The 25,232-nt window shown below is 41.2% G+C and carries 32 protein-coding genes and 1 other annotated feature (1 of these 33 cut by a window edge); all 32 genes read left to right on the forward strand.

Translation table 11 applies throughout. The features are described from left to right. Window positions 1-114 (forward strand) — a sequence feature (ribosomal protein L10 leader region) (it extends 22 nt beyond the left edge of the window). Between the two features lie 34 nt (window positions 115-148). The 32 genes from rplJ (at window position 149) to secY (ending at window position 25,206) form a co-directional block, all read left to right on the forward strand. Next, window positions 149-649: a 50S ribosomal protein L10 gene (rplJ, locus tag V7127_RS15780; protein WP_335346164.1), complete on the forward strand. Its 501-nt coding sequence runs from the start codon at window positions 149-151 to the stop codon at window positions 647-649. A 60-nt stretch (window positions 650-709) separates the two neighbouring features. After that, on the forward strand, window positions 710-1,072 hold the full coding sequence (gene rplL / locus V7127_RS15785; RefSeq protein ID WP_335346155.1) for a 50S ribosomal protein L7/L12: 363 nt from the start codon (window positions 710-712) through the stop codon (window positions 1,070-1,072). An 89-nt stretch (window positions 1,073-1,161) separates the two neighbouring features. Next, complete coding sequence (locus V7127_RS15790) at window positions 1,162-1,764, forward strand: class I SAM-dependent methyltransferase (protein ID WP_335487576.1); 603 nt, start codon at window positions 1,162-1,164, stop codon at window positions 1,762-1,764. Between the two features lie 377 nt (window positions 1,765-2,141). After that, the gene (rpoB, locus tag V7127_RS15795; protein ID WP_335353384.1) at window positions 2,142-5,702 is read left to right on the forward strand and encodes a DNA-directed RNA polymerase subunit beta; all 3,561 of its coding nucleotides are present in this window, start codon (window positions 2,142-2,144) and stop codon (window positions 5,700-5,702) included. A 135-nt stretch (window positions 5,703-5,837) separates the two neighbouring features. Next, the gene (rpoC, locus tag V7127_RS15800; RefSeq protein WP_335346157.1) at window positions 5,838-9,437 is read left to right on the forward strand and encodes a DNA-directed RNA polymerase subunit beta'; all 3,600 of its coding nucleotides are present in this window, start codon (window positions 5,838-5,840) and stop codon (window positions 9,435-9,437) included. 167 nt (window positions 9,438-9,604) lie between these two features. After that, the gene (locus V7127_RS15805; protein ID WP_335487579.1) at window positions 9,605-9,853 is read left to right on the forward strand and encodes a 50S ribosomal protein L7ae-like protein; all 249 of its coding nucleotides are present in this window, start codon (window positions 9,605-9,607) and stop codon (window positions 9,851-9,853) included. A gap of 104 nt (window positions 9,854-9,957) precedes the next feature. After that, window positions 9,958-10,380 carry a 30S ribosomal protein S12 gene (gene rpsL, locus V7127_RS15810; RefSeq protein ID WP_335487583.1) on the forward strand — a complete coding sequence of 141 codons (423 nt, stop codon included), beginning with the start codon at window positions 9,958-9,960 and terminating at the stop codon, window positions 10,378-10,380. Between the two features lie 44 nt (window positions 10,381-10,424). Further along, window positions 10,425-10,895: a 30S ribosomal protein S7 gene (rpsG, locus tag V7127_RS15815; protein WP_315666869.1), complete on the forward strand. Its 471-nt coding sequence runs from the start codon at window positions 10,425-10,427 to the stop codon at window positions 10,893-10,895. Between the two features lie 51 nt (window positions 10,896-10,946). Further along, window positions 10,947-13,025 carry an elongation factor G gene (gene fusA / locus V7127_RS15820; RefSeq protein ID WP_335487586.1) on the forward strand — a complete coding sequence of 693 codons (2,079 nt, stop codon included), beginning with the start codon at window positions 10,947-10,949 and terminating at the stop codon, window positions 13,023-13,025. Between the two features lie 124 nt (window positions 13,026-13,149). Then, the gene (gene tuf / locus V7127_RS15825; protein WP_335346161.1) at window positions 13,150-14,337 is read left to right on the forward strand and encodes an elongation factor Tu; all 1,188 of its coding nucleotides are present in this window, start codon (window positions 13,150-13,152) and stop codon (window positions 14,335-14,337) included. Between the two features lie 412 nt (window positions 14,338-14,749). After that, window positions 14,750-15,058 carry a 30S ribosomal protein S10 gene (gene rpsJ, locus V7127_RS15830; protein ID WP_009336571.1) on the forward strand — a complete coding sequence of 103 codons (309 nt, stop codon included), beginning with the start codon at window positions 14,750-14,752 and terminating at the stop codon, window positions 15,056-15,058. Between the two features lie 41 nt (window positions 15,059-15,099). Continuing rightward, window positions 15,100-15,726 carry a 50S ribosomal protein L3 gene (gene rplC / locus V7127_RS15835; protein ID WP_335353383.1) on the forward strand — a complete coding sequence of 209 codons (627 nt, stop codon included), beginning with the start codon at window positions 15,100-15,102 and terminating at the stop codon, window positions 15,724-15,726. 27 nt (window positions 15,727-15,753) lie between these two features. After that, on the forward strand, window positions 15,754-16,377 hold the full coding sequence (rplD, locus tag V7127_RS15840; protein WP_315666873.1) for a 50S ribosomal protein L4: 624 nt from the start codon (window positions 15,754-15,756) through the stop codon (window positions 16,375-16,377). Beyond that, window positions 16,374-16,661 (forward strand): 50S ribosomal protein L23, encoded by a 288-nt coding sequence (gene rplW, locus V7127_RS15845; protein ID WP_315668898.1) that lies wholly within the window; start codon window positions 16,374-16,376, stop codon window positions 16,659-16,661. Before rplD ends, rplW begins: the two co-directional genes overlap by 4 nt. 25 nt (window positions 16,662-16,686) lie before the next feature. Beyond that, window positions 16,687-17,517: a 50S ribosomal protein L2 gene (gene rplB / locus V7127_RS15850; RefSeq protein ID WP_066301520.1), complete on the forward strand. Its 831-nt coding sequence runs from the start codon at window positions 16,687-16,689 to the stop codon at window positions 17,515-17,517. 60 nt (window positions 17,518-17,577) lie between these two features. Beyond that, a complete protein-coding gene (gene rpsS / locus V7127_RS15855; protein WP_066301517.1) occupies window positions 17,578-17,856 on the forward strand; it encodes a 30S ribosomal protein S19 in 279 nt (92 codons plus the stop codon). Window positions 17,857-17,874: 18 nt separating this feature from the next. Then, the gene (rplV, locus tag V7127_RS15860) at window positions 17,875-18,216 is read left to right on the forward strand and encodes a 50S ribosomal protein L22 (RefSeq protein WP_009336582.1); all 342 of its coding nucleotides are present in this window, start codon (window positions 17,875-17,877) and stop codon (window positions 18,214-18,216) included. Window positions 18,217-18,219: 3 nt separating this feature from the next. Then, window positions 18,220-18,876, forward strand: a complete 657-nt coding sequence (gene rpsC / locus V7127_RS15865; protein WP_335343879.1) for a 30S ribosomal protein S3 — start codon at window positions 18,220-18,222, stop codon at window positions 18,874-18,876. 1 nt (window position 18,877) lies between these two features. Further along, on the forward strand, window positions 18,878-19,312 hold the full coding sequence (gene rplP / locus V7127_RS15870) for a 50S ribosomal protein L16 (RefSeq protein WP_335353382.1): 435 nt from the start codon (window positions 18,878-18,880) through the stop codon (window positions 19,310-19,312). Then, window positions 19,302-19,502, forward strand: coding sequence for a 50S ribosomal protein L29 (gene rpmC / locus V7127_RS15875; RefSeq protein WP_057776544.1), 201 nt, complete (start codon window positions 19,302-19,304; stop codon window positions 19,500-19,502). Before rplP ends, rpmC begins: the two co-directional genes overlap by 11 nt. A 21-nt stretch (window positions 19,503-19,523) precedes the next feature. After that, complete coding sequence (rpsQ, locus tag V7127_RS15880; protein ID WP_066301504.1) at window positions 19,524-19,787, forward strand: 30S ribosomal protein S17; 264 nt, start codon at window positions 19,524-19,526, stop codon at window positions 19,785-19,787. A gap of 40 nt (window positions 19,788-19,827) precedes the next feature. Then, window positions 19,828-20,196 (forward strand): 50S ribosomal protein L14, encoded by a 369-nt coding sequence (rplN, locus tag V7127_RS15885; RefSeq protein ID WP_066301501.1) that lies wholly within the window; start codon window positions 19,828-19,830, stop codon window positions 20,194-20,196. A gap of 35 nt (window positions 20,197-20,231) precedes the next feature. Continuing rightward, the gene (gene rplX, locus V7127_RS15890) at window positions 20,232-20,543 is read left to right on the forward strand and encodes a 50S ribosomal protein L24 (protein ID WP_335343881.1); all 312 of its coding nucleotides are present in this window, start codon (window positions 20,232-20,234) and stop codon (window positions 20,541-20,543) included. Window positions 20,544-20,569: 26 nt separating this feature from the next. Then, entirely contained in the window at window positions 20,570-21,109 is a 540-nt protein-coding gene (gene rplE / locus V7127_RS15895; RefSeq protein ID WP_335343882.1) for a 50S ribosomal protein L5, read from the forward strand. 25 nt (window positions 21,110-21,134) lie between these two features. Further along, window positions 21,135-21,320 carry a 30S ribosomal protein S14 gene (rpsN, locus tag V7127_RS15900; RefSeq protein WP_009499044.1) on the forward strand — a complete coding sequence of 62 codons (186 nt, stop codon included), beginning with the start codon at window positions 21,135-21,137 and terminating at the stop codon, window positions 21,318-21,320. A 30-nt stretch (window positions 21,321-21,350) separates the two neighbouring features. After that, complete coding sequence (gene rpsH / locus V7127_RS15905) at window positions 21,351-21,749, forward strand: 30S ribosomal protein S8 (protein ID WP_066301490.1); 399 nt, start codon at window positions 21,351-21,353, stop codon at window positions 21,747-21,749. 31 nt (window positions 21,750-21,780) lie between these two features. Beyond that, a complete protein-coding gene (gene rplF, locus V7127_RS15910; RefSeq protein WP_335343883.1) occupies window positions 21,781-22,320 on the forward strand; it encodes a 50S ribosomal protein L6 in 540 nt (179 codons plus the stop codon). Window positions 22,321-22,352: 32 nt separating this feature from the next. After that, complete coding sequence (gene rplR / locus V7127_RS15915) at window positions 22,353-22,715, forward strand: 50S ribosomal protein L18 (protein ID WP_335343884.1); 363 nt, start codon at window positions 22,353-22,355, stop codon at window positions 22,713-22,715. A gap of 24 nt (window positions 22,716-22,739) precedes the next feature. Further along, complete coding sequence (rpsE, locus tag V7127_RS15920) at window positions 22,740-23,240, forward strand: 30S ribosomal protein S5 (RefSeq protein ID WP_057776552.1); 501 nt, start codon at window positions 22,740-22,742, stop codon at window positions 23,238-23,240. A gap of 13 nt (window positions 23,241-23,253) precedes the next feature. Beyond that, window positions 23,254-23,436 (forward strand): 50S ribosomal protein L30, encoded by a 183-nt coding sequence (rpmD, locus tag V7127_RS15925; protein WP_066301482.1) that lies wholly within the window; start codon window positions 23,254-23,256, stop codon window positions 23,434-23,436. A 34-nt stretch (window positions 23,437-23,470) separates the two neighbouring features. Beyond that, on the forward strand, window positions 23,471-23,911 hold the full coding sequence (gene rplO / locus V7127_RS15930) for a 50S ribosomal protein L15 (RefSeq protein WP_066301477.1): 441 nt from the start codon (window positions 23,471-23,473) through the stop codon (window positions 23,909-23,911). Beyond that, on the forward strand, window positions 23,911-25,206 hold the full coding sequence (gene secY, locus V7127_RS15935) for a preprotein translocase subunit SecY (RefSeq protein ID WP_335343885.1): 1,296 nt from the start codon (window positions 23,911-23,913) through the stop codon (window positions 25,204-25,206). Before rplO ends, secY begins: the two co-directional genes overlap by 1 nt. Window positions 25,207-25,232: the final 26 nt, after the last annotated feature.

Raw genomic sequence — 25,232 nt, forward strand, 5'->3', positions numbered from 1 at the left:
AGACAGCAGGTGCTTCTTGCTTAATATCCTGCCGAGGTCATACGATAGATTATTGTTTTGCCTATTGTATACTCCCTCCATGTCTGCTTGATGTGGAGGTTTTTTATTGAACGGTATAAGTGCAGAAATTTCTACAGGAGGTGTAAAGATGAGCAGTGCTATCGAACAAAAGAAACAAACTGTCGAAGAAATTGCTGACAAACTAAAGGCTAGTGTATCAACAGTTGTTGTTGACTACCGCGGTCTATCTGTTGCTCAAGTAACTGAACTTCGTAAACAGCTTCGTGAAGCTGGTGTTGAATTCAAAGTATACAAAAATACTTTAACACGCCGTGCTGCAGAAGTTGCTGAACTAGCTGCTTTAAACGAAGTATTAACTGGTCCTAATGCGGTTGCATTCAGTACTGAAGATGTAATTGCTCCAGCAAAAATCATCAATGACTTCGCTAAAAAGAATGAAGCACTTGAAATTAAAGCAGGTGTAATTGAAGGAAACGTTGCATCAGCAGAAGAAATTAAGGCTCTTGCAGAACTACCATCTCGCGAAGGCTTACTATCTATGCTACTCAGCGTGCTTCAAGCACCTATCCGCAATCTTGCTCTTGCTGCAAAAGCTGTTGCAGACCAAAAAGAAGAACAAGGCGCGTAAGTTGAATTTTTTAACGATAAACACATCGGTTTAAACCAAATATAAGGAGGAAACATTATCATGACTAAAGAACAAATCATTGAAGCAGTAAAATCTATGACTGTTTTAGAATTAAACGACTTAGTAAAAGCTATTGAAGAAGAATTTGGTGTAACTGCTGCAGCTCCTGTAGCTGTTATGGGTGGTGCTGCTGGTGCTGCTGAGGAAGAAAAAACTGATTTTGATGTAATCCTTGCTTCTGCAGGCGATCAAAAAATCAAAGTTATCAAAGTTGTTCGTGAAATCACAGGTCTTGGACTTAAAGAAGCAAAAGAACTTGTTGACAACACTCCAAAAGCAATCAAAGAAGGCGCTTCTAAAGAAGAAGCTGAAGAAATCAAAGCTAAACTTGAAGAAGTTGGAGCTGGCGTTGAAGTTAAGTAATATAGAAAAAGAAAAGCCCGCTGTATAGCGGGCTTTTTTTAACCTCTCATTATTTCTGCAGCCAAATCCCCGTTGGAGGTGACGATATCGTGTCAGAACATTACTATTCCAAAACACAAAGTACAGAAAGTAATCCTAATTATTGGAGCTTTACGTTAAAGGGTCATCCATTTCGTTTTAAAACAGATAATGGGGTTTTCTCAAAAAGCGAAGTTGATTTTGGATCCAGATTGCTAATCGAAATGTTTGAACAGCCAGGTGTTGAAGGAAACATCCTTGATGTTGGCTGTGGATATGGACCGATTGGACTTTCGGCAGCGAAGCTTATGGAGGACCGCCTTGTCCATATGGTGGATGTTAATTCAAGGGCGTTAGCACTCGCGCGTGAAAATGCGGAGTTAAATCAAATTAATAATGTATGTATTTATGAAAGTGATCGACTTGAAAATGTGAAAGATGACAAGTTTGCGGCGGTATTAACGAATCCTCCAATTCGGGCAGGCAAAAAGGTTGTCCATGATATTTTTGAGCAAAGCTATCATAAATTACAGACGGGCGGAGATCTCTGGGTAGTGATACAAAAAAAGCAGGGAGCCCCGTCAGCTATTGAAAAGCTATCAGAGTATTTTAGTGAAGTAGAAACGGTAGAAAAGAAAAAAGGCTATTATATTTTGCGGGCAAAAAAAGATTGACTTGACTTTTTGCGTATGTTAGCATTATATAATGCCAACATAATATGTTCCGATTATTTACTAAAATACACAAAAGTTGTATAATTTTGGTTTTTAATGGGAAAGATAATAAAATATTGTCGTTATGTGAAAATGTGGTTTTTTGAACTAAAAACCCTTTTTTCTTTTTGTCATGGATGAATTAATGATGGTTGTTGATTTGGTTATTTGTGTGCATGTTAACGAGTTTTATTCGAGACGAAAACATTCGAGAACATGTTGGAAATGGCTTTTTACAGGTCAACGATATTATTTAACATATCCTTTGTCTTAAGATAGGACAGTTGTTCTATTTGAGAATATTATTGCCATTAAGCTTGATTTGAGGGGTGAATCAGTTGATAGGTCAACTTGTTCAGTATGGACGACACCGCCAACGTAGGAGTTACGCGCGAATCAGTGAAGTTTTAGAATTACCAAATCTAATCGAAATCCAAACCTCTTCTTATCAATGGTTTCTTGATGAGGGTTTACGTGAAATGTTCCAGGACATTTCGCCGATTGAAGACTTTACTGGTAATTTATCGCTTGAATTTATTGATTACAGCCTTGGCGATCCAAAGTATTCCGTTGAGGAATCGAAAGAACGAGATGTTACATACTCTGCACCGTTACGTGTAAAGGTACGTCTTGTAAACAAAGAAACAGGCGAAGTTAAAGACCAGGATGTTTTTATGGGTGACTTCCCGCTTATGACGGAAACAGGTACATTTGTGATCAATGGAGCTGAACGTGTAATCGTATCTCAGCTTGTTCGTTCACCGAGTGTATATTATAGTGGAAAATTAGATAAAAACGGGAAGAAAGGCTTTACGGCAACTGTCATCCCGAACCGCGGCGCTTGGCTTGAGTATGAAACAGATGCCAAGGATGTCGTGTACGTTAGAATAGATCGTACTCGGAAACTGCCCGTTACGGTTCTTTTGCGTGCCCTTGGGTTCGGTTCTGATCAAGAAATCATCGATTTGATTGGAGACAATGAATACATTCGCAACACGCTAGAGAAAGACAATACAGAAGGTACAGATAAGGCGTTATTAGAAATATACGAACGCCTTCGTCCTGGTGAACCTCCAACTGTAGATAATGCGAAAAGTTTATTAGTTTCAAGGTTTTTCGACCCTAAGCGTTATGATTTAGCAAACGTAGGAAGATACAAGATTAATAAAAAGCTTCATATAAAAAATAGATTGTTCGGGCAAAAATTAGCTGAAACGCTAGTTGATCCGGAAACAGGCGAAATTATTGCTGAAAAAGGTGTAACTCTTGATAGGCGTACACTTGACCGCATTCTGCCAAACCTTGAAAAAGATATTGGTTTCAAGACAGTTAGCCTTGTTGGTGGTGTACTTGATGAGGATATCACGCTTCAGTCTATTAAAATTTATGCACCTAACGAAGATGGCGAAAAGGTTATTAATGTAATTGGGAACGCGTATGTTGAAGAGGCAGTAAAGAATATATCACCTTCAGATATCATTGCTTCTATCAGCTACTTCTTTAACCTATTGCATTCTGTAGGGGATACAGATGACATTGATCATCTTGGAAATCGACGTTTGCGTTCTGTTGGTGAGCTTTTACAAAACCAGTTCCGTATTGGTCTTTCCAGAATGGAACGTGTGGTTCGTGAAAGAATGTCCATTCAAGATACAAACACGATCACTCCGCAGCAATTAATTAATATTCGCCCTGTCATTGCATCTATTAAAGAGTTCTTCGGAAGCTCACAGTTATCTCAATTCATGGATCAGACAAATCCGCTTGCAGAATTAACGCATAAACGCCGTTTATCTGCGCTTGGACCAGGTGGATTAACTCGTGAACGCGCCGGCTTTGAAGTGCGTGACGTTCACTATTCCCACTATGGCCGTATGTGTCCGATTGAGACTCCTGAGGGACCGAATATTGGATTGATTAACTCATTATCATCATTTGCAAAGGTGAACAGATTCGGCTTTATTGAAACGCCTTATCGTCGTGTTGACCCTGAAACAGGCAAAGTAACAGACCGTATTGATTATTTAACGGCTGATGAAGAAGATAACTATGTAGTAGCCCAGGCCAATGTGCTTCTTGCTGATGACGGCTCCTTCCTTGAAGAGGAAGTTGTAGCACGTTTCAAAGGTGAAAACACAGTTGTCCCTCGTGATCGTGCCGACTACATGGATGTATCACCGAAGCAGGTTGTATCTGCTGCTACAGCGTGTATTCCGTTCTTAGAAAATGATGACTCCAACCGTGCACTAATGGGTGCAAACATGCAGCGTCAAGCTGTACCATTGATGCAGCCAGAGGCTCCAAGAGTTGGAACAGGTATGGAATATGTATCTGGAAAAGACTCCGGTGCTGCGGTCATTTGTAAGCACGAAGGAATCGTTGAACATGTTGAAGCCCGCGAAGTATGGGTTCGCAGAATTGTTAATGTAGATGGCCAAGAAGTAAAAGGCGATCTTGATAAATATAGAATGCTGAAATTCATCCGTTCCAACCAGGGAACTTGCTACAACCAGCGTCCAATCGTTGCTGTTGGCAACCGTGTTACGAAGGGTGAAATCTTAGCCGACGGTCCTTCCATGGAGCTTGGGGAATTAGCACTTGGGCGTAATGTCCTAGTTGCCTTCATGACATGGGATGGATATAACTATGAGGATGCAATCATTATGAGTGAGCGTCTCGTGAAAGATGATGTTTACACCTCTATCCATATTGAGGAGTATGAATCAGAATCTCGTGATACGAAGCTCGGACCTGAAGAAATTACTCGTGATATTCCAAACGTTGGGGAGGATGCTCTTCGCAATCTGGATGAAAGAGGAATTATTCGTACAGGTGCTGAGGTTAAGGATGGCGATTTGCTAGTAGGTAAGGTAACCCCTAAGGGTGTAACAGAACTTACTGCGGAAGAAAGATTATTACATGCTATCTTTGGTGAAAAGGCTCGAGAAGTCCGTGATACTTCCCTTCGTGTTCCACACGGCGGCGGCGGAATCGTTCTGGATGTTAAAGTCTTTAATCGAGAAGATGGAGATGAGTTGCCTCCAGGCGTAAATCAACTCGTGCGTGTTTACATTGTTCAAAAGCGTAAAATCTCCGAAGGGGATAAGATGGCCGGACGACATGGTAACAAAGGGGTTATCTCTAGAATTTTACCAGAAGAAGATATGCCTTATATGCCGGACGGAACACCTGTTGATATTATGTTAAACCCATTAGGGGTACCATCACGTATGAACATTGGACAGGTGCTTGAGCTGCATCTTGGTATGGCTGCCAGATCTTTGGGCATCCACGTTGCTTCTCCTGTATTTGATGGTGCAACTGAAGAAGATGTTTGGGCAACTATTGAAGAGGCTGGAATGGCGCGTGATGCGAAAACAGTCCTATATGATGGACGTTCAGGAGAGCCTTTTGACAACCGGGTATCTGTTGGTGTCATGTATATGATTAAACTTGCTCACATGGTTGATGATAAACTTCATGCTCGTTCGACAGGTCCATACTCTCTTGTTACACAGCAGCCGTTGGGCGGTAAAGCTCAATTTGGCGGACAGCGTTTCGGAGAGATGGAAGTATGGGCGCTTGAAGCGTATGGCGCTGCTTATACATTGCAGGAAATCTTAACGGTTAAATCGGATGATGTTGTAGGACGTGTGAAAACGTATGAAGCCATCGTCAAAGGCGAAAACGTTCCAGAGCCTGGAGTACCTGAGTCATTTAAAGTATTAATAAAAGAACTTCAAAGTCTAGGTATGGATGTTAAGATTCTTTCAGGTGATGAGAAAGAAATTGAAATGCGTGATACGGAGGATGAAGAGGATATGCAGCAAGCTGAATCCTTCACAATTGCTCCTGAACCGCAAAACTCAGAAGCTGAAGAAGTTGTTACTAAAGAGTAGGTTACGGATAAAATTTAATATTAGTTCACAGCCTTCGCATATTTAAGCGGGGCTGATGAACATTATCATTGCACCCCAATTGCTTTTTATGGGCAAAATGGGCATAGCCCGGAGATAAAAAGGGAGGTAGGCCCCTTGATAGATGTAAACAATTTTGAGTATATGAAAATCGGCCTTGCTTCACCAGATAAGATCCGTTCGTGGTCACATGGTGAGGTAAAAAAGCCTGAAACGATTAACTATCGTACGTTAAAACCTGAAAAAGACGGTTTATTCTGTGAACGAATTTTCGGACCAACAAAGGACTGGGAATGTCATTGCGGAAAATACAAACGTGTACGCTATAAAGGTGTAGTTTGTGACCGATGCGGCGTTGAGGTTACGCGTGCAAAGGTGCGTCGTGAAAGAATGGGTCATATTGAGCTTGCTGCTCCTGTTTCCCACATCTGGTATTTCAAAGGAATCCCAAGCAGAATGGGACTTGTTCTTGATATGTCTCCGCGTGCTTTGGAAGAAGTCATTTACTTTGCGTCTTACGTAGTGACTGATGCAGGTGACACGGCCCTCGAGAGAAAGCAATTGCTTTCGGAAAAGGAATACCGGGCATATCGTGAAAAATACGGAAATAAGTTTCAAGCTTCTATGGGTGCTGAATCCATTAAAAAACTTCTTTCAGATATTGATTTAAATAAAGAAGTTGACATTTTAAAAGATGAGCTAAGAACCGCACAAGGACAGCGAAGAACACGTGCTATTAAGCGTTTAGAAGTATTGGAAGCTTTCCGTGGTTCAGGCAATGAGCCATCTTGGATGATCCTTGATGTACTCCCTGTTATCCCGCCGGAGCTTCGTCCGATGGTTCAGCTTGATGGCGGCCGTTTCGCTACATCTGACCTAAATGATTTATACCGTCGTGTGATTAATAGAAATAATCGTCTAAAACGTTTATTGGATCTTGGTGCGCCTAGTATCATTGTTCAAAACGAAAAGCGTATGCTCCAAGAAGCCGTAGATGCTTTAATTGATAATGGCCGCCGTGGCAGACCTGTTACAGGACCTGGTAACCGTCCATTAAAATCACTATCTCACATGTTAAAAGGTAAGCAGGGACGCTTCCGTCAAAACCTATTAGGAAAACGTGTTGACTACTCTGGCCGTTCGGTTATCGTTGTAGGACCTAACTTAAAGATGTATCAGTGCGGACTTCCGAAAGAAATGGCATTAGAGTTATTTAAGCCATTCGTTATGAAAGAGTTAGTCGAAAAGGGCTTATCTCATAATATTAAATCGGCCAAACGCAAAATTGAACGTGTTCAGCCAGAGGTTTGGGATGTTTTAGAAAGTGTTATTAAAGAACATCCAGTTCTTCTGAACCGTGCCCCTACTCTTCATAGATTAGGAATTCAAGCGTTTGAACCAACATTAGTTGAAGGCCGTGCTATTCGTCTTCATCCGCTCGTTTGTACAGCCTATAACGCTGACTTCGATGGTGACCAAATGGCGGTTCACGTTCCACTTTCATCAGAAGCACAAGCTGAAGCACGTCTGTTAATGCTTGCAGCTCAAAACATTTTGAATCCGAAAGATGGAAAACCAGTTGTAACTCCTTCTCAGGACATGGTATTAGGAAACTACTACTTGACTCTTGAAAGAGATGGCGCAGTTGGAGAAGGGATGATTTTTAAGGATGTAAATGAAGCGTTGCTCGCGTATCAGAATGGATATGTCCACCTGCATACACGTGTGGCAGTTCATGCTGGATCCTTGAAAAATCCAACATTTACACCGGAGCAAAATCAGAAGCTCCTTGTTACAACAGTAGGAAAGCTAATCTTCAATGAAATTTTGCCGGCATCCTTCCCTTATATAAACGAGCCTACTAGACAAAATTTAGAGGAGGAAACTCCAGCTAAATATTTTGTAGAAAGAGGTCAGGAAGTACTTTCGGTTATTCGTGAAATGCCGCTAGTAGATCCGTTTAAGAAGAAGATTCTTGGTAATATTATTGCTGAAGTTTTCAAACGCTATAAAATTACTGAAACATCAAAAATGCTTGACCGCATGAAGGATCTTGGATTTAAGCACTCTACAAAAGCAGGTATTACAGTTGGTGTTTCTGACATCGTGGTACTTGGCGAGAAGGAACTGATTATCCAAGAGGCACAAACAAAAGTTGATAATGTTATGAAGCAGTTTAGACGCGGTCTCATAACAGAAGATGAGCGTTATGATCGTGTTATCTCCATTTGGAGTGCTGCAAAAGACACCATTCAAGAGAAATTGATGAAGTCACTTGATAAATCAAACCCTATCTTTATGATGAGTGATTCCGGCGCCCGTGGTAACGCATCTAACTTTACTCAGTTAGCAGGTATGCGCGGACTGATGGCGAACCCGGCCGGTAGAATTATCGAGTTACCAATTAGATCAAGTTTCCGTGAAGGCTTAACAGTATTGGAATACTTTATTTCTACTCACGGTGCTCGTAAAGGTCTAGCCGACACAGCGTTAAAAACAGCGGACTCAGGTTATTTAACACGTCGTCTAGTAGACGTTGCTCAAGATGTCATTGTTCGTGAAGATGATTGTGGTACGGATAGAGGCTTACTAATTAGTGCGTTGAAAGATGGCACTGAAGTGATTGAAACTTTGGAAGAACGTCTAATTGGCCGACATGCGAGAAAGGCTATTAAACATCCGGAAACTAAAGAAGTAATCGTACCTGAAAATGGTCTAATTACGGAAGATCTTGCTCAAGAGGTTACAGAAGCGAACATAGAACAAGTTTGGATCCGTTCAGCATTTACTTGTAACACGCGCCACGGCGTATGTAAGAAATGCTATGGCCGCAATCTAGCAACTGGTCAAGAGGTTGAAGTTGGTGAGGCAGTAGGTATTATCGCTGCTCAATCTATCGGTGAGCCTGGAACACAGTTAACGATGCGTACATTCCATACAGGTGGAGTTGCGGGAGACGATATTACACAAGGTTTGCCGCGTATCCAAGAATTGTTTGAAGCACGTAATCCTAAAGGGGTAGCTGTTATTTCCGAAATTGAAGGAATTGTAGTAGGGATTAATGAAGGCAGAGACCGTCAGCATGAGATTGTTGTCCAAGGTGAAGTAGAATCCCGCACATACTCAGCGCCATACACAGCACGACTTAAAGTAGCGGTGAATGACCAGGTAGAACGCGGACAGGAATTAACGGAAGGTTCGATTGATCCGAAGGAATTAATCAGAGTGAAGGACGTAACAGCTGTTCAAGAATACTTATTACGCGAAGTACAGAAGGTTTATCGTATGCAAGGGGTTGAAATTGGTGACAAGCACATCGAAGTAATGGTTCGCCAGATGCTTCGTAAGGTACGTGTCATTGATGCAGCTGAAACAGATGTATTGCCAGGGACACTTCTTGACATACATCAGTTTACAGATGCTAATGAGAAAGCCCTTCTTGCTGGTAAGCTTCCTGCAACAGGACGTCCAGTGTTACTAGGTATCACGAAAGCATCACTTGAAACAGATTCGTTCCTATCTGCTGCATCATTCCAGGAAACAACTAGAGTTCTTACAGATGCAGCAATTAAAGGAAAACGTGATGAACTACTGGGATTAAAGGAAAATGTTATCATTGGTAAGTTAGTCCCAGCTGGAACTGGAATGCAGCGTTATCGCAGAGCTGAGCCTTACACGAAGGAAGAGGCGGCTGAGGATGCAGTTCCTGTAGAATAAATTCAGATGATCGGTGCTGGCTAATTCGCTTGGCCAGTACCGTTTTTTAAATGGATTACCACCATATTTTTTAAAAAAATATAAGATTGTTTGTTGACATCCAAAAATGAAGATGGTAATATAGCAAAGGTGCTCCTATTAACTGGATACTTTGGAGGATGTCACATATGTCTTATGAAAAAGTATTGCAGGCAAAAGAAGTAATAATAGGAACTAGGCAAACTGTGAAAGCACTGCAGACAGGAACAACTAAAGAGGTTATTATTGCCAAAGATGCAGACCCGAAAGTAATTGCAAATGTGGCAAGTAAAGCATCTGAAGTAAATGTTCCGGTTCTCTATGTAGACTCCATGAAAAAGCTTGGAAAAGCATGTGGAATTGATGTTGGTGCAGCAACTGTTGCGATTATCAATTAAAAACTGTTTTTGTAGAACGAATCTACAAAGACTTTGTTTTTTGCAACAAAATGAACCACCTGGATGTGTGGGCTTAAACAAAATAGTGAAGGGAGGACAATTCAATGCCTACAATTAACCAATTAGTGCGCAAGCCTCGTCAAACGAAAGAGGATAAGTCAAAATCACCTGCGCTAAACAAAGGCTATAACAGCTTCAAAAAAGCACAAACAAATGTTTCTTCACCACAAAAACGCGGTGTATGTACTCGTGTTGGTACAATGACTCCGAAAAAACCAAACTCAGCATTACGTAAATATGCTCGTGTACGTTTATCTAACGGGATCGAGGTTAATGCTTATATTCCTGGTATCGGTCATAACCTGCAAGAACACAGCGTTGTTCTAATCCGTGGCGGACGTGTAAAGGACTTACCGGGGGTACGTTACCATATCGTTCGTGGAGCATTAGACACAGCTGGTGTTGCTAACCGTATGCAAAGTCGTTCTAAATACGGTCAAAAGAGACCAAAAGCACCGAAAAAATAATTTCAATAAAATAAAGAAAAGAATTTTTGAAAGGAGGAACTAATATGCCACGTAAAGGTCCTATAGCAAAAAGAGACGTATTACCGGATCCGATTTACAACTCAAAGCTTGTTAGCAAACTTATCAACAAAATGATGGTTGACGGTAAGAGAGGTAAATCTCAAGCAATTCTTTACTCAGCATTTAATATTATTAGCGAGCGCGCTGGAAAAGAGCCAATGGAAGTTTTCGATCAAGCGCTTAAAAACATCATGCCTGTACTTGAAGTAAAAGCACGCCGTGTCGGCGGATCTAACTACCAAGTACCAGTAGAGGTGCGTCCAGATCGTCGTACAACTCTTGGTCTTCGCTGGTTAGTAAACTACTCTCGTCTACGTGGAGAAAAGACGATGGAAGAGCGTTTAGCTAACGAAATTCTAGATGCTGCTAACAATACTGGTGCATCTGTTAAGAAACGTGAAGACACTCACAAAATGGCAGAAGCTAACAAAGCATTTGCCCACTATCGTTGGTAGGATTTATACCCAATACAAAATATTACTCATACTAGGAAGGAGAAAGACCCAATGGCAAGAGAGTTCTCCTTAGAAAATACTCGTAATATCGGGATCATGGCTCACATCGATGCCGGTAAAACAACAACAACTGAGCGTATTCTTTACTACACAGGAAAAATCCACAAAATCGGTGAAACACACGAAGGTGGAGCTCAGATGGACTGGATGGAGCAAGAGCAGGAGCGCGGAATCACGATTACATCTGCAGCAACAACTGCACAATGGAAAGGTCACCGCGTTAACATCATCGATACACCAGGACACGTAGACTTCACAGTTGAAGTTGAACGTTCACTTCGTGTACTTGATGGTGCAGTTACTGTCCTTGATGCTCAATCTGGGGTAGAACCACAAACCGAAACAGTATGGCGCCAAGCTACAACTTACGGCGTACCACGTATTGTTTTCGTTAACAAAATGGATAAACTTGGTGCAGATTTCTTATATTCTGTAAAAACTCTACATGATCGTCTACAAGCGAATGCTGCTCCAATTCAATTACCAATCGGTGCTGAAGACTCATTCAAAGGTATCATTGACTTAGTTGAAATGGATGCTACATTCTACAACAACGATCTTGGAACTGATATTCAAGTTGGAGAAATCCCAGAAGAATATCAAGCTCAAGCTGAAGAATATCGTGAAAAGTTAATTGAAGCAGTAGCTGAACTTGATGAAGAGCTAATGGAGAAATACCTTGGTGGAGAAGAAATCACTAAGGTAGAGCTAAAAGCGGCTATCCGTAAAGCAACTCTAAGCGTTGAATTCTATCCAGTAATGTGCGGAACTGCTTTCAAAAACAAAGGTGTTCAAAAAATGCTTGATGCAGCAATCGACTATCTTCCGTCTCCACTGGATATTCCAGCTATTAATGGTGTTAATCCAGATACAGAGGAAGAAACAGAGCGTCACGCAGATGACAGCGAGCCGTTCTCAGCTCTTGCTTTCAAAGTTATGACTGACCCTTATGTTGGTAAACTTACATTCTTCCGTGTTTACTCTGGTACATTGAACTCAGGTTCTTATGTAAAAAACTCAACGAAAGGTAAGCGTGAGCGTGTAGGACGTATTCTGCAAATGCATGCTAACTCTCGTGAAGAGATTTCGATTGTACATGCTGGAGATATCGCAGCAGCTGTAGGTTTAAAAGACACGACTACAGGGGATACACTTTGTGATGAAAAAGCTCCTGTTATCTTAGAATCTATGGAATTCCCAGAGCCAGTTATTCAATTATCTATCGAGCCAAAAACAAAGGCTGACCAAGATAAGATGACAACAGCTCTTCAAAAGCTTCAAGAAGAAGATCCGACATTCCGTGCACATACTGACCAGGAAACTGGAGAAGTTATCATTGCTGGTATGGGTGAACTTCACCTTGATATCCTTGTTGACCGTATGCGTCGTGAATTTAAAGTAGAAGCTAACGTTGGTGCACCACAGGTTGCCTACCGTGAAACTTTCCGTGCTTCAGCGTCAGTTGAAGGTAAATTTGCTCGCCAATCAGGTGGACGCGGACAGTATGGTCATGTTTGGATTGAATTCTCTCCAAACGAAGAAGGTAAAGGCTTTGAATTCGAAAATGGTATTGTTGGTGGGGTTGTTCCTCGTGAATATATCGCTCCTGTACAAGCTGGTCTTGAAGATGCGCTTGAAAGAGGAGTCCTTGCTGGCTTCCCATTAGTTGATATTAAGGCTAGATTGTTTGATGGATCTTACCATGATGTTGACTCATCTGAAATGGCGTTTAAGATTGCTGCATCAATGGCATTGAAAAATGCAGCATCTAAATGTAGCCCTGTAATTCTTGAGCCGGTAATGAAGGTTGAAGTTATTATCCCTGAAGAATACATGGGAGATATTATGGGTAACGTTACTTCACGCCGTGGTCGCGTTGAAGGTATGGAAGCTCGCGGCAACGCTCAAGTTGTACGTGCAATGGTTCCGCTATCAGAAATGTTTGGTTACGCTACTTCATTACGTTCAAGCACACAAGGTCGTGGTGTTTTCTCTATGACATTTGATCATTACGAAGAAGTACCAAAATCAATTTCTGAAGAAATCATCAAAAAACATAAAGGTGAATAAAAGTAATTGATTTTACCTTTTTAATCAAGTATAACTACTATTGTAAGCATCATAGCTGCGAGGGGATTTCTCTTCGCGGCTCAAATAATACTTATTTTTTATATATTAAAGGAGGATTTTCCTAATGGCTAAAGCTAAATTTGACCGTTCAAAACCCCATGTTAACATTGGTACAATCGGACACGTTGACCATGGTAAAACTACTTTAACTGCTGCTATCACTACTGTACTTGCAAAGAAAATGGGTGGAGAAGCAAAAGGTTACGACCAAATCGATAACGCTCCAGAAGAAAAAGAGCGTGGAATCACTATCTCAACTTCTCACGTTGAGTACGAAACTGAAAACCGTCACTATGCACACGTTGACTGCCCAGGACACGCTGACTACGTTAAAAACATGATCACTGGTGCTGCTCAAATGGACGGTGGTATCCTAGTAGTATCTGCTGCTGACGGCCCAATGCCACAAACTCGTGAGCACATCCTTCTTTCTCGTCAAGTAGGTGTACCTTTCCTTGTTGTGTTCATGAACAAGTGTGACATGGTTGACGATGAAGAGCTTCTTGAATTAGTAGAAATGGAAGTTCGTGACCTTCTTTCTGAATACGACTTCCCAGGAGATGACATTCCTGTAGTTAAAGGTTCTGCTCTTAAAGCTCTTGAAGGTGAAGCAGAATGGGAAGAAAAAATCATTGAGCTTATGGCTGCTGTTGATGAGTATGTTCCAAACCCAACTCGTGACACTGACAAGCCATTCATGATGCCAGTTGAGGATGTATTCTCAATTACTGGTCGTGGAACTGTTGCTACTGGACGTGTTGAGCGTGGAGTAGTTAAAGTTGGAGACGTTATTGAAATCACTGGTTTCACAGAAGAGCCAAAATCAACTACAGTTACTGGAGTTGAAATGTTCCGTAAATTACTAGACTACGCTGAAGCTGGAGATAACATCGGTGCTCTTCTTCGTGGTGTAGCTCGTGAAGATATCCAACGTGGACAAGTACTTGCTAAGCCAGGTACAATCAAGCCACACACTGTTTTCAAAGCTGAAGTTTACGTATTATCTAAAGAAGAGGGTGGACGTCATACTCCATTCTTCACTAACTACCGTCCTCAGTTCTACTTCCGTACAACTGACGTAACTGGTATTTGTAATCTTCCTGAAGGCGTAGAAATGGTTATGCCTGGAGATAACATTGAAATGCACGTTGAGCTTATCGCTCCAATCGCTATCGAAGAAGGAACTAAGTTCTCAATTCGTGAAGGTGGACGTACAGTAGGCGCTGGCGTTGTTGCTACAATCGTTGAATAATTAATTTATAATAAAACCAGGTGGGTGACGATCCATCTGGTTTTTTATTTTGCATTATTTTTATAGAGGCTAAGGAAATAACTCTGTTTCTTCTATATATGTTTGGTGAATTTAATTAATGTTGATATCAAAAATGAATTGAGAATAGATTTATGAAATTATTGGATTCTTCTAGTCACGCTTGAAAAAGTGAATGAATGCCGCTATAATAATACGAGTGTGAAAGACATCTAGAAATTGCAGTATTTAGTGTTGCAATTGACTTGTGTTTTCTGTATAATAGACAATGTTGGTCTTTGACTGCGATGAAGTGAAAGGTTGCTGACACACCCGGCCGCTTTGCCATGGCGAGTGTGTGGGAAATTTTCACGGAGAATGTCTATTTTAAAATAGGCGAAAAGGAGGGAAAATAATGGCAAAACAAAAAATTCGTATTCGTTTAAAAGCGTATGATCACAGAATCCTTGATCAATCTGCTGAAAAGATTGTTGAGACTGCAAAACGTTCTGGTGCGGCTGTATCTGGTCCGATTCCATTACCGACTGAAAAGTCTATCTACACAATCCTTCGTGCGGTTCATAAGTACAAAGATTCTCGTGAGCAGTTCGAAATGCGTACGCACAAACGTCTAATCGACATCGTTAACCCAACACCACAAACGGTAGATTCACTAATGCGTTTAGATTTACCATCAGGTGTAGATATCGAAATCAAACTTTAATGAAATAAATTTAACTTAACTATCTAGGAGGTGTGACTGAAATGACCAAAGGAATCTTAGGAAGAAAGATTGGTATGACTCAAGTGTTCGCTGAAAACGGTGATCTTATCCCGGTAACAGTAGTTGAGGCAGCTGCTAACGTTGTTCTTCAAAAGAAATCAGTTGAAACTGACGGCTACGAAGCAATCCAAATCGGATTTGACGACAAACGTGAGAAGCTATCTAACAAACCTGAAAAGGGCCATGTTGCTAAAGCTAACACTGCTCCTAAGCGCTTCGTTCGCGAACTACGCGGAGTGAATTTAGGAGAATATGAAGTTGGTCAAGAAGTCAAAGTTGATATTTTCGCAGCAGGTGAAACTGTTGATGTAACAGGAATCTCAAAAGGTAAAGGTTTCCAAGGTGCAATTAAACGCCACGGACAATCCCGCGGACCAATGTCTCACGGTTCACGTTACCACCGTCGTGTTGGTTCAATGGGACCTGTTGCTCCAAACCGTGTATTCAAAGGTAAATTATTACCAGGACGTATGGGCGGAGAGCAAGTTACAGTACAAAACCTTGAAATTGTAAAAGTTGACGTTGAACGTAACCTATTATTAATTAAAGGTAATGTACCTGGAGCTAAAAAATCTTTATTAAAAATCAAAAGTGCGGTAAAAGCATAGTAATAAGTCGGAAAGGAGGAAATAAGAATGCCGAAAGTAGCATTATTTAACCAAAGCGGTTCTCAAGTTGGTGAAATTGAGCTTAATGATACGATCTTTGGTATCGAGCCTAATAACCACGTTCTATTTGAAGCGGTTGTTATGCAAAGAGCTTCTTTACGTCAAGGAACTCACAAAACTAAAATCAGATCTGAAGTAGCAGGCGGCGGTCGCAAGCCATGGCGCCAAAAAGGCACTGGCCGTGCTCGTCAAGGTTCTATCCGCTCACCACAATGGCGTGGCGGTGGTACTGTGTTTGGTCCTGTTCCACGTAGCTACAGCTACAAGCTTCCTAAGAAGGTTCGTCGCTTAGCGATCAAATCAGCATTATCTTCTAAAGTGTTAGCAGAAAACATTTTAGTATTAGAAAGCCTTGCTTTCGAAACTCCAAAAACAAAAGACTTTAAAGGTGTTTTAAAAGGTCTTTCTATTGAATCCAAAGCACTTATTGTAACAGCTGACCTTGATGAAAACGTAGCATTATCTGCTCGTAACATTCCTGGTGTAACTGTTGTAACTGCTACAGGAATCAACGTTCTGGACGTTTTAAATCATGATAAATTAATCATGACGAAAGCAGCAGTTGAAAAAGTAGAGGAGGTGCTTGCATAATGGATGCACGCGATATCATTAAGCGCCCCGTAATTACTGAAGCTTCTTCTGATTTAATGGCCGATAAAAAATATACGTTTGAAGTTGACGTTAGAGCTAATAAAACTCAAGTTAAAGATGCTGTAGAAACTATCTTCGGTGTTAAAGTTGAGAAAGTAAACGTTATGAACTACAAAGGTAAATTCAAGCGTATGGGACGTTTTGGCGGATACACAAACAAACGTCGTAAAGCAATTGTTAAATTAACAGCTGACAGCAAAGAAATCGAATTCTTTGAAGTTTAATATTAATTGAAGAGGAGGGAATAAAATGGCGATTAAAAAGTATAAACCTACCTCTAACGGTCGTCGCGGCATGACAGGTTTCACTTTCGAAGAAATCACTACTGATAAACCCGAAAAATCCCTGTTAGCTCCATTGAATAAAAAAGCAGGCCGCAACAACCAAGGTAAGATAACTGTTCGTCATCAAGCCGGCGGTCATAAACGCCAGTATCGTATTATCGACTTTAAACGTAACAAAGATGGCATTCCAGGACGCGTTGCTACGATCGAGTACGATCCAAACCGTTCATCAAGAATTGCTCTAATTAACTATGTAGATGGTGAAAAGCGCTACATCCTAGCTCCTAAAAACCTAGAAGTAGGTATGGAAGTAATGTCTGGTCCAGAGGCTGACATTAAAGTGGGTAACGCTCTGCCATTAATAAACATTCCAATGGGTACTGTAATCCATAACATCGAGTTAAAACCTGGTAAAGGTGGACAATTAGTCCGTTCTGCAGGAACTTCTGCTCAAGTTCTTGGTAAAGAAGGTAAATATGTTCTTGTACGCCTAAACTCTGGCGAAGTACGTATGATCCTCGCTACTTGCCGTGCAACTATCGGTCAAGTAGGTAACGAGCAACATGAGCTTATTAACATCGGTAAAGCTGGACGTTCCCGCTGGTTAGGTAAGCGCCCAGCAGTTCGTGGATCCGTAATGAACCCTAACGATCACCCACACGGTGGTGGTGAAGGACGTTCACCAATCGGACGTAAGTCTCCAATGACTCCTTGGGGCAAACCAACACTTGGTTTCAAAACACGTAAAAAATCAAACAAGTCGGATAAGTTTATTGTTCGTCGCCGTAAAAAATAACGGGATTGCCCTACGGTTCACGTATGGAACCGTAGAACAATCGCGAAGGGAGGTTCACTCATGGGTCGCAGCTTAAAAAAAGGACCTTTTGTTGATGATCATTTAATGACAAAGATCGAAAAGCTAAATGAAACTGATGGCAAACAAGTTATCAAAACTTGGTCTCGCCGTTCTACGATCTTCCCGCAATTCATCGGACACACAATTGCAGTTTACGATGGTCGTAAACACGTTCCTGTATATGTCACTGAAGACATGGTAGGCCACAAGCTTGGAGAATTTGCTCCAACACGCGCTTACAAAGGGCATGGCAATGATGATAAGAAAACAAGACGTTAATGAGAGGAGGGCATTCTTATGCAAGCTAAAGCTGTTGCAAGAACAGTTCGTATTGCTCCTCGTAAAGCTCGTTTAGTCGTAGATTTAATTCGAGGAAAGCAAGTAGGTGAAGCAGTAGCAATTTTGAACTTAACTCCAAAAGCTGCTTCTCCAATCGTAGAGAAGGTTTTGAAATCTGCATTAGCAAACGCTGAGCACAACTACGAAATGGACGTTAACAATTTAGTGGTTGCTCAAGCTTTCGTTGACGAAGGACCAACACTTAAACGTTTCCGTCCTCGTGCAATGGGCCGTGCAAGCCAAATTAACAAACGTACTAGTCATATTACTATCGTTTTATCAGAAAAGAAGGAGGGATAATCAGTGGGTCAAAAAGTAAATCCAGTCGGTTTGCGTATCGGTGTTATCCGTGATTGGGAATCAAAATGGTACGCAGGCAAAGACTATGCTGATCTTTTACACGAAGACCTTAAAGTTCGTGAGTACATCACAAAGCGTCTGAAGGATGCTTCTGTATCAAAAGTAGAAATCGAACGTGCAGCTAATCGTCTAAACATCACTATTCACACTGCCAAGCCAGGAATGGTTATTGGTAAAGGTGGTACTGAAGTTGAAGCACTTCGTAAAGCTCTTAACTCACTTACTGGCAAACGTGTACACATCAATATTCTTGAAATCAAAAAAGCTGATATCGATGCGAAATTAGTTGCGGAAAACATTGCTCGTCAATTAGAAAACCGCGTTTCTTTCCGTCGTGCTCAAAAACAAACTATTCAACGTGCAATGCGCGCTGGTGCGAAAGGTATCAAAACAATGGTATCTGGACGCTTAGGCGGTGCTGATATCGCTCGTTCTGAATCTTACAGCGAAGGAACAGTTCCACTTCATACTCTTCGTGCTGATATCGATTATGCGACAGCTGAAGCTGATACAACTTACGGTAAGCTTGGTGTGAAAGTATGGATTTATCGTGGAGAGGTCCTTCCTACGAAGAAGAAATCTGAGGAAGGAGGCAAATAATATGTTACTGCCTAAACGCGTAAAATATCGTCGTGTGCACCGTGGAAATATGCGCGGTCAATCAAAAGGCGGCACAGAAGTGAATTTCGGTGAATTCGGTCTACAGGCTACTGAAGCTTCATGGATCACGAACCGTCAAATTGAATCAGCTCGTATCGCTATGACTCGTTACATGAAACGTGGCGGTAAAGTTTGGATTCAAATATTCCCTCATAAGCCATACACTGCCAAGCCTCTAGAAGTCCGAATGGGTTCCGGTAAGGGTGCTCCTGAAGGATGGGTAGCAGTTGTTAAGCCTGGGAAAGTAATGTTCGAAATTGCAGGTGTTTCTGAAGAAATCGCTCGTGAAGCTCTTCGACTTGCTGCACACAAGCTTCCGCTTAAGTGTAAGTTTGTAAAACGAGAAGAAATTGGTGGTGAATCAAATGAAAGCTAATGATATTCGTGACCTTACCACTGCCGAAATTGAACAAAAAGTCAAATCATTAAAAGAAGAATTATTCAATCTTCGCTTTCAGTTAGCGACTGGCCAGCTTGAGAATACAGCTCGTATTCGTGAAGTGCGCAAATCAATCGCTCGTATGAAAACAGTGATTCGTGAAAGAGAAATTGGTTTTTCAAAGTGAAATTGAGAGGAGGTTCGCACAATGAGTGAACGCAACCAACGCAAAGTTTACACTGGGCGTGTTGTTTCAGACAAAATGGATAAGACCGTTACTGTCCTTGTTGAAACTTACAAAAAGCACCCTTTATACGGTAAACGCGTTAAGTACTCTAAAAAATTCAAAGCTCATGATGAGCAAAATACAGCGAAAACTGGCGATATTGTCCGTATTATGGAAACTCGTCCGCTTTCAGCTACAAAACGCTTCCGTCTTGTAGAAGTAGTAGAAAAAGCAGTTATTATCTAATTGTTCGGAAAAGAGTTAATTCCGAAGGGAGGTTACACACATGATTCAACAGGAATCACGTTTGAAAGTTGCAGACAACTCTGGTGCTCGTGAAGTACTTACAATTAAAGTTCTTGGTGGCACTGGCCGCAAATACGCTAACATCGGTGATATTATCGTTTGTACAGTGAAACAAGCAACACCAGGTGGCGTTGTTAAAAAAGGTGATGTTGTTAAAGCAGTAGTTGTTCGGACAAAGAGCGGTGTACGCCGTAATGACGGTACTTACATTCGTTTTGATGAAAACGCATGTGTAATTATTCGTGACGATAAGGGTCCTCGTGGTACTCGTATCTTCGGACCTGTTGCTCGTGAACTACGCGACAGCAACTTCATGAAAATTATTTCTTTAGCTCCAGAAGTTCTATAATTAAAACTAAATTGCCTTTAAGGAGGTGCTTACTGATGCATGTGAAAAAAGGTGACAAAGTTATGGTCATCTCTGGTAAGGATAAAGGCAAAACGGGTGTCATTCTTGCAGCGTTCCCTAAACAAGACCGAGTACTTGTTGAAGGAGTAAACATTGTGAAAAAACATTCCAAGCCATCCCAAGTGAATCCGCAAGGCGGAATCATTAGCCAAGAGGCTCCGATTCATGTGTCAAACGTTATGCCTATCGACCCTAAGTCTGGCAACCCAACACGGGTAGGCTATAAAACGGTTGATGGCAAAAAAGTACGTGTAGCAACAAAATCCGGTGAAGTTCTAGATAAATAGTTTATAGAAGAAGGGAGGTACAATGAATGAGCCGCCTAAAAGAAAAGTATACAAAAGAAATTACTCCTGCTCTTATGAGCAAGTTCAACTATAAATCAATTATGCAAGTACCTGCGATTGATAAAATCGTTATCAACATGGGTGTTGGTGATGCTGTTCAAAACGCTAAAGCACTAGACAATGCGGTTGAGGAATTAGCGCTAATTGCTGGTCAAAAACCAGTTGTTACTCGTGCAAAAAACTCTATCGCTGGATTCCGTCTTCGTGAAGGTATGCCGATCGGTGCGAAAGTTACTCTTCGTGGAAAGCGTATGTATGAGTTCTTTGATAAGTTAGTCTCTGTATCACTTCCACGTGTACGTGACTTCCGCGGTATTTCCAAGAAGTCTTTTGACGGACGTGGAAACTATACTTTAGGTGTAAAAGAGCAGTTAATCTTCCCTGAGATTGATTACGATAAAGTAAACAAAGTTCGTGGTATGGATATTGTTATCGTAACTACAGCTAATACTGATGAAGAAGCTCGTGAACTTTTAACTCAATTTGGAATGCCGTTCCAAAAGTAATCGCTAAATAGAGGGAGGCGAAAACGTGGCTAAAAAGTCAATGATTGCGAAACAAAAACGCACGCCTAAATATAAGGTACAAGAATACACACGCTGCGAACGTTGCGGACGTCCACATTCTGTTTACCGTAAATTTAAGCTTTGCCGTATCTGTTTCCGTGAATTAGCATATAAAGGTCAAATTCCTGGCGTGAAAAAAGCTAGCTGGTAAACCTATAGGTTTAGGAAGGAGGTAAAAACAATGGTCATGACAGATCCAATTGCAGATTTGCTAACTCGCATCCGTAATGCGAATATGGTACGTCACGAAAAATTAGAAGTTCCTGCTTCTAATATCAAAAAAGAAATCGCTGATATCCTTAAGCGTGAAGGTTTCGTACGCGATGTTGAGTTTATTGAAGACAACAAACAAGGGATCATCCGCATTTTCTTAAAATACGGTTCTAATAACGAACGTGTAATCACTGGTCTAAAGCGTATTAGCAAACCTGGACTTCGTGTATATGCAAAAGCTGATGAAGTTCCACGTGTACTTAACGGCCTTGGAATTGCTCTAGTTTCTACTTCTCAAGGAGTTCTTTCTGATAAAGAAGCTCGTGCAAAACAAGTTGGCGGAGAAGTTTTAGCATACGTTTGGTAATAGACTTTCTTAATGAATGGAGGTGCAATAAATGTCTCGTATAGGTAAAAAACCAATTGAAGTTCCAACTGGTGTTACAATTAACATCGATAGTAAAAACACAGTTACAGTAAAGGGTCCTAAAGGTGAACTTACTCGTTCATTCAGCCCGGACATGACGATCCAACTGGAAGAGAATGTACTAACTGTTTCTCGTCCATCTGAATCGAAAGAACACCGTACTTTACACGGTACAACTCGTGCATTACTTTCTAACATGGTTGAAGGTGTATCCAAAGGTTTTGAAAAAGGTCTTGAGCTAATCGGGGTCGGATACCGTGCTCAAAAGCAAGGTACTAAACTTGTACTAAACGTAGGATACTCTCATCCTGTTGAAATTGAACCTGAAGCTGGCGTGGAAGTAGAAGTTCCATCTAACACAAAGGTTATCGTTAAAGGAATCAACAAAGAACGTGTTGGTGCTTTAGCGGCTAACATTCGTGATGTTCGTCCTCCAGAGCCTTACAAAGGAAAAGGTATCCGCTATGAAGGCGAATATGTGCGTCGTAAAGAAGGTAAAACTGGTAAGTAATGCCGCATAGGTAAACGAAAGGAGTGACTTAAATGATTACGAAGGCTGACAAAAATGCAGTTCGTAAGAAAAGACATGGCCGTGTACGCGCTAAACTTTCTGGAACTGAAGCTCGTCCTCGTTTAAACGTGTTCCGCTCTAATAAGCATATTTATGCTCAATTAGTTGACGATGTAAAGGGAGTTACTTTAGCAAGTGCTTCTACTTTAGATAAAGAAGTAAGTCTAGAATCTGCAGGCAACGTTGATGCAGCAGTTAAGGTCGGAGAATTAGTTGCAAAGCGTGCAGTTGAAAAAGGAATCAAAGCTGTCGTATTTGACCGTGGAGGTTACCTCTATCATGGCCGCGTAAAAGCATTAGCTGATGCTGCTCGCGAAAACGGTTTAGAATTTTAATAGACAAAGGAGGGACACAAAAAGATGCGTCGTATTGATCCAAACAAACTTGAACTTGAAGAACGCGTAGTTACGGTTAATCGTGTAGCGAAGGTTGTTAAAGGTGGACGTCGTTTTCGTTTCTCTGCTCTTGTAGTAGTAGGTGACAAAAACGGTCATGTCGGCTTTGGTACTGGTAAAGCACAAGAAGTACCAGAAGCAATCCGTAAAGCGATTGAAGATGCTAAGAAAAACTTAATCGAAGTACCAATGGTTGGAACAACGATTCCTCACCAAGTTATTGGTAACTTCGGTGCAGGGGAAGTACTTCTAAAGCCTGCATATGAAGGTACTGGAGTTATCGCTGGTGGACCAGTTCGTGCGGTACTTGAATTAGCTGGTGTTGGTGATATTCTTTCTAAATCTTTAGGAACAAACACACCAATCAACATGGTTCGAGCTACTTTGAACGGTTTAACACAATTAAAACGTGCTGAGGACGTAGCTAAATTACGTGGTAAATCAGTAGAAGAACTGTTAGGATAAGGAGGGAAATCAAATGGCGAATAAACTAGAAATTACCCTCACTCGCAGCGTGATTGGCCGCCCAGGGGACCAACGCGAAACAGTTAAAGCTCTTGGCTTACGTAAAATGCACCAAACAGTTGAGCATCAAGACAATCCGGCTATTCGCGGAATGATCAATAAAGTTGCTCACCTTGTTACGGTAAAAGAAATATAATATTCACTCTTCTACAAAATAAGGAGGTGCCAACATGAAACTTCATGAATTAAAGCCTGCAGAAGGTTCACGCGGGGAGCGTAAACGCAAAGGCCGTGGAATCGGTTCTGGTAATGGTAAAACTGCTGGTAAAGGTCATAAAGGTCAAAATGCTCGTTCTGGCGGCGGTGTACGCCCTGGATTCGAGGGTGGTCAAACACCTTTATTCCAACGTTTACCAAAACGTGGTTTTACAAACATTAACCGTAAGGAATATGCGGTAGTGAACCTTGATGCTCTAAATCGTTTTGAAGAAGGAACGGAAGTAACTCCTGAACTTCTTATCGAAACAGGTGTAGTAAGCAACGAAAAAGCAGGAATCAAGATTCTTGCAAAAGGCAAAGTTGAGAAAAAGCTTACTGTTAAAGCTCATAAATTCTCCTCTGCTGCAAAGGAAGCGATTGAAGCTGCCGGCGGTCAAACTGAGGTGATTTAATGTTTCAGACAATCTCCAATTTTATGCGCGTGGGTGATATAAGAAGAAAGATCATATTCACCCTTTTAATGCTGGTTGTATTCCGCATCGGTACATTTATACCGGTACCAGGCGTGAATGCGGAGTTTTTGAAGTCACAGGACCAATTTAATGTATTTGGACTTCTAAATACATTTGGCGGCGGAGCACTAATGAATTTCTCCATACTGGCAATGGGAATCATGCCGTATATCACGGCATCCATTATCATTCAGTTATTACAAATGGACGTTGTTCCTAAGTTTACTGAATGGTCAAAGCAAGGAGAAGTGGGACGCCGAAAGTTAGCTCAGTTTACCCGCTATTTTACAATTGTGCTTGGTTTCATCCAAGGCTTTGGTATGTCCTATGGGTTTAATAACCTAGCAGGTGGGCAGTTAATTGAAAATCCAGGTATTGGAAGTTATCTTCTAATTACAACTGTATTAACGGCTGGAACTGCATTCTTAATGTGGTTAGGTGAACAAATTACTTCTAAAGGTGTAGGGAATGGAATCTCTATTATCATCTTTGCTGGGATCGTAGCTGGTATTCCATCAACGATTAACCAAATCTACGCTCAGCAATTTGAAAATGCTGGAGAGCAGCTATTCCTTCGCATCGTTACAGTCGTATTAATTGTTGTTGCTGTTGTTGCTATCATTGTAGGTACCATTTTTATTCAGCAGGCTTTAAGGAAAATTCCTATTCAGTATGCAAAAAGAATGGTAGCAGGCAAAAGCCCTGTTGGAGGTCAATCCTCACACTTACCTTTAAAAGTAAACGCTGCTGGTGTTATTCCGGTTATCTTCGCTGTTTCTTTTATCGTTACTCCTAGAACAATTGCCTCGTTCTTCGAGCAAAATGATGTAACACTCTGGATTCAACGAGTATTTGATTACTCACATCCAATTGGTATGGTAGTGTACAGTGCTCTTATCATTGCCTTTACTTATTTCTACGCTTTCATTCAAGTGAATCCGGAACAGGTTTCTGATAACTTGAAGAAGCAAGGTGGATATATTCCTGGTATTCGTCCAGGAAAGAATACGCAAGAGTATTTAACACGCGTTCTATACCGTTTAACATTTGTAGGTGCCATCTTCCTAACAGCTATTGCGATCTTACCAGTTCTATTCATTAATATTGCTGGATTGCCGGAATCAGCTCAAATCGGTGGAACTAGCTTACTCATTGTTGTCGGTGTTGCACTAGAAACGATGAAGCAGCTAGAGGCTCAGCTTGTTAAACGTCACTATAAAGGCTTTATTAAATAATTTGGTTTTTAGGGAACCATGGAGGT

Source organism: Bacillus sp. JJ1773 (assembly GCF_036962035.1).
Taxonomy (GTDB): Bacteria; Bacillota; Bacilli; order Bacillales; family Cytobacillaceae; genus Cytobacillus.